Raw genomic sequence first — 7704 nt, forward strand, 5'->3', positions numbered from 1 at the left:
TTGAACTATTAACAATAGAGGAGTTTTTGCTATGCGTCCGATAAAAGCGTTTGCCATTTTTGCGTTCGTTGCCTTGACCTTGTCGTCGACAGCGGCCTTTGCCACGCGCGCGGTTGAGATTGAAGACCGCGAGGTGCCTATCGTCAGTGTTTCCGATAAGGCGCTGACGCAAGCTGCAGTAAAGAAGGCCATCATGATCGGTGCCCAAACACACAGCTGGCAAATAAAGAAGGACGCGCCAGGCAAGATACAGCTGCACCTTGACTATAAGGGACGGGAGCAATTGACCGTTGATGTCGCCTACGATACGAAGAAATATGTCATCAAGTATGTCGACAGCGAACTCTTGAAATACAAGGACCACGGCGACGGTCGCCGTACGATCAGCGGACACTACGCGCGTTGGGTACAAAATCTCGTCACGGCGATCAATGCCGAGCTTTTGCGGCAGCAGTAATCTTCCTGCGGAACCGCGCGGCGATACCGTGATAAACCGGGTTTGCCCGCCGCCCGTTTCTATCGGCGGGCGGCAGTTCTCTACTCGATAGACTTTCCTTTGCGACGCGTCGTTGTCAGCGGGATGGGAATTGTTTCCTGTCTCGGCAATCAGCTGGACCAAGTCTCGACGGCACTGCGTGCCGGGCGATCGGGTATCGTATTCGTCGACGAATATGCCCAATTGGGATTTCGTAGCCATGTCGCCGGTATTCCCGACGTGCGCGATCTGCCGACGATCGATCGTAAGCTACGGCGCTTCATGGGTGGTGGTGCCCAGCATGCTTATCACGCCATGTGCCGCGCCGTCGACGACGCGCGGCTGACGACGCATGAGATCGCCCATCCTCGTACCGGGTTGATCGTCGGTTCCGCCATCGGCTCGATGCGCGATCAAATCGAATCAGTCGACATTTTGCGCCGCCGCGGCGTCAGCAAAATTCCGCCGTACCAAGTGCCGCGCATCATGGCCAGCACGGCATCGGCTACGCTTGCTACCGCTTTTGGGGTTCAGGGCGTTAGTTACTCGATGGTGTCGGCTTGCGCCACATCGGCACACTGCATCGGTCAGGGCATGGATTTGATCGCGGCCGGCAAACAAGACCGAGTGTTCGTCGGCGGTGCCGAAGCCGTATGCTGGACGACGACAGTGTCGTTTGACGCCATGGGCGTATTGTCGTCGGCCCGTAACGATGCTCCGCAAAAGGCGTCGCGGCCGTATGATAGCGGGCGCGATGGTTTCGCCATTTCCGGTGGTGCCGGAATCTTAGTACTGGAAGAGTTGGAACAAGCTCGTGCCCGCGGCGCGCCGATCTATGCCGAGATGGTCGGTTATGGCGCGAACTCCGATGGCTTTGATATGGTCATGCCGTCGCCCGATGGCGCGGCCCGAGTCATGCGCCTGGCGTTGGCACAGGCCGGTGTTTCGGTTGATTACGTTAATACGCATGCCACGTCGACCCCGCTGGGCGACATCTCCGAAGTGCAAGCGATGCGCCAGGTCTTTGGCGAGCGTATGCCGCATTTTTCATCGACCAAAAGTTTAACGGGTCATGCGATCGGCGCCGCCGCTGTCCACGAAGCGATCTACTCGCTACTGATGCTGCGTGACGGTTTTATTGCTGGTTCCGCCAACGTCGATACGCTCGATCAGCAGCTCGTCGGCTTGCCGCTCGTGCGCAACAGCGTTGTCGCCGAGATCGACGTCGTTATGTCGAATAGTTTTGGTTTCGGCGGCACCAACGCCAGCCTGATGTTCCGGCGTTTCGTTCCCTGATCGGGTCGCATGGGCGCGGCCATTCAAGTGGGCGTCTACTTTGCCGATGCCCGGTTATTCGATACGCCGGATGGCGCTGCCGGCTTCGACAGTTATCTCACTCCGATCGAACGCATCCAGATCGACGCCGGTATGTCGCGCAAGCGCCAGCGTCAGTTCGTCGTCAGTCGAGTGTTAGCGCGCACGGCGTTGAGCACCTGGTCGGGTTTGCCGGCAGCGACCTGGGAAATCGTCAACGACCGCAATGGCCAACCGCGCGCGTGCTCGAGGCAGATGCAAATCGAGCCGCCGGCGATTAGCTTGTCGCACTCTGGCGATTACGTCGTCGTTGCCGTGAGCGATATCGGCAGAGTAGGAGTTGATGTCGAACAGATACGCGTGCGCGCCATCGACGCGTTAGCCGACGAAATACTGACGCCGTCCGAGCGCGAATTTTTCGATCGGCAGAGTGACGCCGAACGGTTGCGTACCTTTTATCGGTTCTGGACGCTGAAGGAGGCCGGTAGTAAAGCGCTGGGTCTAGGCTTGGAGATGCGGCTGCGCGATCTGATGTTTGCGATAACCGACGGCGTGCATTTTTGTTCGAGAGGACTTGCGCCGGCAACAGAGGCCGTCGATTGTTTCGAATTTTTCGCCGGCGTCGATGCAATAGGTGCGCTGGTATTGTTTCGCTCAGCGGAACGTCATGCGCGTATTGAATATCGGACGCTGGTTGCACCGGGGCAGACACAGCGGCGTGATCGCTAAATGATCTCTCTCCCGGTTAGGAGAGAGAGTCCGTTGAGTTAGCTGGTGCTGCGTTTCGCCAACTTCCGCCTTTTTTCATAGGCGTCGCGGGCGATGGCGACATCTTCGAGGAAATAGGGCAGCTCGTCGATCAGCAGTGCTTGCGGACCGTCGACTAAGGCTTTGCTCGGGGCTGGATGGAAGTCGACCAAAATCATATTGGCGCCGGCGATGACGCCCTGGGCGGTGACATGAAACACGTCGAGTAAACCGTCCGGCGAACGATCGCGGCTGCCGACCGAGTGCGACGGGTCGATGCATACCGGCATGCGGGTTAGACGTTTCACCACCGGTACATGCGAGAAGTCGACGAAGTTGCGGTGCGGGTCGCCCATGTTGGTTTTCATGCCGCGCAGGCCGAAGACGATGTGACGGTTGCCTTCGCTCGCCAAGTACTCGGCGGCGTTGAGCGATTCTTCCAGGGTGATACCGAAGCCGCGCTTCAGTAACACTGGAAATTCGCGCTGGCGGCCGACGATCTTTAACAGTTCGAAGTTCTGGGTGTTGCGCGTGCCGATTTGCAGCATCACACCGGTCGGTCGACCCGTCTGCTCCAGCGCTTCGTTGATCTCGTCGACCTGCGAGTCGTGCGTGATCTCCATGGCGACGACCTTGATGCCGTATTTACCGGCGAGGTCGAACACCCATGGCAAACAGGTTTTGCCGTGGCCTTGAAAGGCGTAAGGGTTGGTGCGCGGTTTATAGGCGCCCATGCGAGTACAGACTTGGCCGTGGTCTTTGAGCACGCGCAGCATGCGCTCGACGTGTTCCGGCGTATCGACCGCGCACAGACCGGCGAACACGTTCAAGCTGTCCTGATCGAAATGGACGCCGTTGTATTCGAAGCCGGCCGGGCGTTGTTCGTCACGGTGACGTCCGAGGATGCGATATTCTTGCGATACGCGCACGACCCGTTCGACGCCCGCCAGGCTTTCGATTTCGGTCTTGTCGAGCGAAGCGGTGTCGCCGATCAAGTAGATTTCGGTTAACGTTTGTAGCCGGCCGATTTCTTGGTGCACCCGGGTTTTAATGCCCGGCTTGTTGGCTAGATAGTCGAGGATCTGTTGGTATTCAGGGCTGCGCGTGTCGGTTTCGGATTTAAGAATAAGGATCATAAGAAGCAGTTGCGCCGCACGGACGGTTTGTTGGATTGCCCATTGTAAACAATAGGACGCGGCAATAGCGTTGGAAAATGAGCGGGATTAAGTAATGGTTATAACCGAGCGCCGGCCGCCGCCGTATGCAACCGATGCGGCGGTATTGCGTCATGAGGTGCGCATCGACACTTATCGGGCGGCCGGTCCCGGTGGCCAGCATGTGAACCGAACCGAATCGGCGGTACGTTTGACGCACGGTCCGTCGGGCGTGGTGGTGATCGCCAGCGACACCCGTTCACAAATACGCAACCGCGAAATCGCGTTCGAGCGCCTGATTGAGCGCTTAAAGAAACTTAATCATGTCCCGCGCAAGCGCAAGAAAACACGCCCAAGCGCCGGCGCCCGCGCGCGCCGGTTGGATGCCAAGCGCCACCAAGGTCAGCGAAAACGTGAGCGCACGAGCCGCAGCGATGACTAAGCGATGAGTTGCCGTTGTCCCATTTCCCGACTTCACGTAGCATCTGCCGGCGAAAGGATAGCCCCGCGCCCATGCGCGGGTTTTTTATGCGCCACGGCCGGCGTGCCCCTAACTAGGCGCAAGTCGTCGCAGCATTTCCTATGTCGATCGAAGATTTAATTCAAACCTACGGTTATTTCGCTATCCTCGTCTTTACGTTTCTCGAGGGTGAGACCGTCATGGTGCTCGGCGGCTTGGCGGCACACCTCGGTTACCTCGAGCTTCCCTGGGTCATCGTCTCGGGTCTGGCCGGCAGTTTTTTCGGCGATCAACTGTATTTTTACGTCGGCCGTCATTACGGTCCGCGCATCTTGGCCAAGCGATTGTCGTGGAAGGTGAACGCCGAGAAGGTCTACAAGCATCTTTACCGCCATAAAAACCTTCTGATTCTTACCTTCCGTTTTTATTACGGCCTACGCAGTGTCACGCCGTTCGCCATCGGCGCCAGCCAAATTTCGCCGCTGCGATTTTTCTCGCTCAATCTGACCGGCGCGATTATTTGGTCGATCACGCTCGGTATGGTCGGTTATTTATTCGGCGAGGCGTTCAAGCTTTTTGTTGCCGACTTTAGGCATCTCAAGTTGTACGTGCTGGCGCTTTTGGCGGTAGTCGGGGTTGTTATTTGGGCGGTGGTGCGTGTGCGGGAGCGGAAGCGGGCGCGGGAGAGGGGGTTGGGGTAGGTTGAATCGCCCCGTTGGGGCGATGCGGGTCGAGGTAATAAATATAATCAGCGGGATGCTCCGCCCCGCAACCCAGGGTTACTTTTCTTTGCGGGTGGTCGCTCCTGCGCTCGCGACATTCGTACGTCCCGGTACAGCACCCGAAAAGTAACCAAAAGAAAGCACCCCCCGGGTGGCGCAAAGCGTTCCTGTGCTTCTCACTTTTGGCGACTAACTATTACTACGACATCGCTCTTACCAACGCCACCGCATAAAACCCATCGGTGTTATGCCGATGCGGCAGTAACCGCACCGCACCGTCATCGGAAGCCTCGAGCGAAATATGTCGCCGTTGCAAAATTTCGCCGGCTGGCACGATACTGAACTGCGGATGCTGACCGAGAAATTCGCCAATCACGGCTTCGTTCTCATCCGCCAATAAGCTGCACGTCGCATAAACCAAACGGCCGCCCGGTTTCAATAACGACGCGGCTGCCCCCAGAATCCGTTTTTGCGTGTCGATCAACGCGGGCAGGTCGATCGTGCGCCATTTAATATCGGGATTGCGGCGCAGTGTGCCGATGCCGGAGCAGGGCGCGTCGACTAGCACGCGATCGATTTTGCCGTAGAGGCGTTGCGCGCGTTGATCGCGTTCGTTGCTGATCACCACCGAGCGCACGTTCGATAGACCGGCGCGGCGTAAACGCGGCGTCAAACGTTCGAGGCGGGCGGCGGAGACGTCGAAGGCGTACAGGCTGCCGCTGTTGGCCATCATTGCGCCGAGATGCAGGGTCTTGCCGCCGGCGCCGGCGCAGAAGTCGACCACCATTTCGCTGCGGCGCGGTTCGAGCAGCAGCGATACGAGCTGGCTGCCTTCGTCTTGAACTTCGAACAATCCTTCTTTAAAAGCCGCGGAACGAAACACCGATGCGCGCTGTTGCAAGCGCAGGCCGACGGGTGAGTGCGGCGTGGCGCTGCAGTTAAAACCATCTTCGATTAATTTTGCTTCGACGTCTTCGCGTTTGGCTTTAATCGTGTTGACCCGTAGATCGACCGGCGCCGGCTGATTCAGCGAGTCGGCGACGATCGACGCTTCGTCGGCACCGTATTGTTTGACCAATTGTTCCGCCAGCCAATCGGGCAAGCTGGCGCGTGTCGCCAGCGGCAGCGTGGTCGGATCGAGCGTACGGACACGCGTGGCGAGCGCGCGGGCGTCGCTGATAAAACCGGTGTCCTCGATGGCACGGGCACTGATGCCGCTGCGCAGGAATTGCGCCGCGATCAGTAGCCGCGGGTCGCTCGATTCGGTCAGGTGTTCCAGCAGCCGTTTGTGCCGCAGGCAGGCATACACGACTTCGGCGACTTCGCCGCGGTCACGTACTCCCATCGCGCGGTTCGCGCGGAAGTAGGTTTCCATTTGCTTGTCGGCCGGCGCCGTGCCGGTAAGGACGGCGCGCAGAAGCTCGGCGGATTGTTTGAGATGAATCGGTTGCGGCATGGTGGTTAAGCGCTTGTTGATGCCCCCACCTTGGTCCCCCGGCAAGTGTGCCGGAGGGATGGAAGAGTGGAAGGTCTAATCCGCGTAACGCTTGGTCAGATCGTCGTAGGCGTCGATGCGACGGTCGCGGAAAAACGGCCAGATACGGCGTACGTCTTCGGTGCGTTTGCGATCGATGTCGACCACCAGCACCGCCGGTTGATCGGTCGGCGCTTCGGCGAGGATTTCGCCCTGCGGGCCGGCGATGAAACTCGAGCCCCAGAATTGAATGCCGGGACCGCCGCTCGGATCCGGTTCCGGACCGACGCGGTTGCAGACAATGACCGGCAGGCCGTTAGCGATGGCGTGTGCGCGTTGCACCGTGCGCCAGGCGTCGCGTTGGCGCGCGCGCTCCGCTTCGGTATCGCGCGGATCCCAGCCGATGGCGGTGGGATAGAACAGCAGCTCGGCGCCGTGCATCGCCATCAGGCGTGCGGCTTCCGGATACCACTGATCCCAGCAGACGAGCACGCCGAGCTTGTTCTTGTCGGCGGCGATCGGCGCGAAGCCGAGATCGCCGGGCGTGAAATAGAACTTCTCGTAGTAGCTCGGATCGTCCGGGATGTGCATCTTGCGATAGCGCCCGGCCAATTGGCCGCGGCGGTCGAGCACGACGGCGGTGTTGTGATACAGCCCCGGGGCGCGCCGTTCGAACAGCGAGCCGATGAGAGTGATGTTCAATTCTTTGGCGAGCTGACCGAGCGTTTCGGTGCTGGCGCCGGGGATCGGCTCAGCTTGCTCGAAGCGGCGCGTGTCTTCGGTTTGGCAGAAGTAAACGCCGGTATGGAGCTCGGGCAGGAGCACAATCTCGGCACCGCGGGCGGCGGCATCGCGCGCGCCGGCCATCGACGCGGCCAGATTAGTTTCGCGGTCTTCGGTGCAAGCATGCTGCACCAGACCTACGCGGAGTTTCGTCATGCGCGCAATACTAGCATGTGGCTTGACAGTGCGGCGACGGCCGCCCTATCGTCCGCGGCGTCCGTACCCAACTAAACCAAGGAGTGATTTATGAAGCGTTTGATGGCGGCAGTTCTCATGGGACTACTGGCGGCGCCGGTATTCGCGGCCGGTAAAACCTATCAGGTGACCGGGCCGATCGTCGACGTGCGCGACGACGCGATCGTGGTCGAGAAGGGTAAGGAAAAGTGGGAAGTCGCGCGCGACGCGAGCACGAAAGTGAAAGGCGAATTGAAGAAGGGTGCGAAGGTGACCATCGAATACCGCATGACGGCTACCAGCGTCGAGGTGAAGTAATTTATTCCGTGTGGGGTGGGTGGCTTGTTGCCTGTGCGTTTTTTCAATCGCGACGCGTGGGCAGAAAGGCGCAGCCCACCCTA

At 59.3% G+C, this 7704-nt stretch carries 9 protein-coding genes; 6 read left to right on the plus strand and 3 right to left on the minus strand.

Annotation, left to right across the window (positions count from 1 at the left end; translation table 11 throughout):
* Positions 1–31 precede the first annotated feature (31 nt).
* From HY308_06640 to HY308_06650, 3 genes are all read left to right on the plus strand, one after another.
* Positions 32–457, plus strand: a complete 426-nt coding sequence (locus HY308_06640) for a hypothetical protein (GenBank protein MBI3897959.1) — start codon at positions 32–34, stop codon at positions 455–457.
* 99 nt (positions 458–556) lie between these two features.
* Positions 557–1771, plus strand: a complete 1215-nt coding sequence (locus HY308_06645; protein ID MBI3897960.1) for a beta-ketoacyl-ACP synthase I — start codon at positions 557–559, stop codon at positions 1769–1771.
* Between the two features lie 9 nt (positions 1772–1780).
* Positions 1781–2518: a 4'-phosphopantetheinyl transferase superfamily protein gene (locus tag HY308_06650; protein ID MBI3897961.1), complete on the plus strand. Its 738-nt coding sequence runs from the start codon at positions 1781–1783 to the stop codon at positions 2516–2518.
* Positions 2519–2556: 38 nt separating this feature from the next.
* On the opposite strand, the gene HY308_06655 is transcribed toward HY308_06650, so the two are convergent.
* A complete protein-coding gene (locus HY308_06655) occupies positions 2557–3672 on the minus strand; it encodes a 3-deoxy-7-phosphoheptulonate synthase (protein ID MBI3897962.1) in 1116 nt (371 codons plus the stop codon).
* Positions 3673–3766: 94 nt separating this feature from the next.
* On the opposite strand from HY308_06655, the gene HY308_06660 reads away from it, so the two are divergent.
* Both HY308_06660 and HY308_06665 read left to right on the plus strand, forming a co-directional pair.
* Complete coding sequence (locus HY308_06660) at positions 3767–4132, plus strand: peptide chain release factor-like protein (GenBank protein ID MBI3897963.1); 366 nt, start codon at positions 3767–3769, stop codon at positions 4130–4132.
* A 140-nt stretch (positions 4133–4272) separates the two neighbouring features.
* Positions 4273–4851, plus strand: coding sequence for a DedA family protein (locus HY308_06665; GenBank protein ID MBI3897964.1), 579 nt, complete (start codon positions 4273–4275; stop codon positions 4849–4851).
* Between the two features lie 220 nt (positions 4852–5071).
* Here HY308_06665 and HY308_06670 read toward each other — a convergent pair whose 3' ends face one another.
* Positions 5072–6328 carry an RsmB/NOP family class I SAM-dependent RNA methyltransferase gene (locus HY308_06670; GenBank protein ID MBI3897965.1) on the minus strand — a complete coding sequence of 419 codons (1257 nt, stop codon included), beginning with the start codon at positions 6326–6328 and terminating at the stop codon, positions 5072–5074.
* 75 nt (positions 6329–6403) lie between these two features.
* Positions 6404–7285, minus strand: a complete 882-nt coding sequence (locus HY308_06675; GenBank protein ID MBI3897966.1) for a carbon-nitrogen hydrolase — start codon at positions 7283–7285, stop codon at positions 6404–6406.
* 90 nt (positions 7286–7375) lie between these two features.
* Between HY308_06675 and HY308_06680 the strand changes: the two genes are divergently transcribed.
* The gene (locus HY308_06680) at positions 7376–7621 is read left to right on the plus strand and encodes a hypothetical protein (protein ID MBI3897967.1); all 246 of its coding nucleotides are present in this window, start codon (positions 7376–7378) and stop codon (positions 7619–7621) included.
* The last annotated feature ends 83 nt before the right edge of the window (positions 7622–7704 follow it).

The sequence above is a fragment of the Gammaproteobacteria bacterium genome, assembly GCA_016199745.1.
In the GTDB taxonomy this organism is placed as follows: Bacteria; Pseudomonadota; Gammaproteobacteria; order Acidiferrobacterales; family Sulfurifustaceae; genus JACQFZ01.

Excerpts from the sequence above, each read along its gene's own strand:
- HY308_06680 (MBI3897967.1), top strand. The coding sequence starts at position 7,376 with ATGAAGCGTTTGATGGCGGCAGTTCTCATGGGACTACTGGCGGCGCCG.
- HY308_06655 (MBI3897962.1), bottom strand. The coding sequence starts at position 3,672 with ATGATCCTTATTCTTAAATCCGAAACCGACACGCGCAGCCCTGAATAC.
- HY308_06675 (MBI3897966.1), bottom strand. The coding sequence starts at position 7,285 with ATGACGAAACTCCGCGTAGGTCTGGTGCAGCATGCTTGCACCGAAGAC.
- HY308_06670 (MBI3897965.1), bottom strand. The coding sequence starts at position 6,328 with ATGCCGCAACCGATTCATCTCAAACAATCCGCCGAGCTTCTGCGCGCC.
- HY308_06660 (MBI3897963.1), top strand. The coding sequence starts at position 3,767 with ATGGTTATAACCGAGCGCCGGCCGCCGCCGTATGCAACCGATGCGGCG.
- HY308_06650 (MBI3897961.1), top strand. The coding sequence starts at position 1,781 with ATGGGCGCGGCCATTCAAGTGGGCGTCTACTTTGCCGATGCCCGGTTA.
- HY308_06640 (MBI3897959.1), top strand. The coding sequence starts at position 32 with ATGCGTCCGATAAAAGCGTTTGCCATTTTTGCGTTCGTTGCCTTGACC.
- HY308_06665 (MBI3897964.1), top strand. The coding sequence starts at position 4,273 with ATGTCGATCGAAGATTTAATTCAAACCTACGGTTATTTCGCTATCCTC.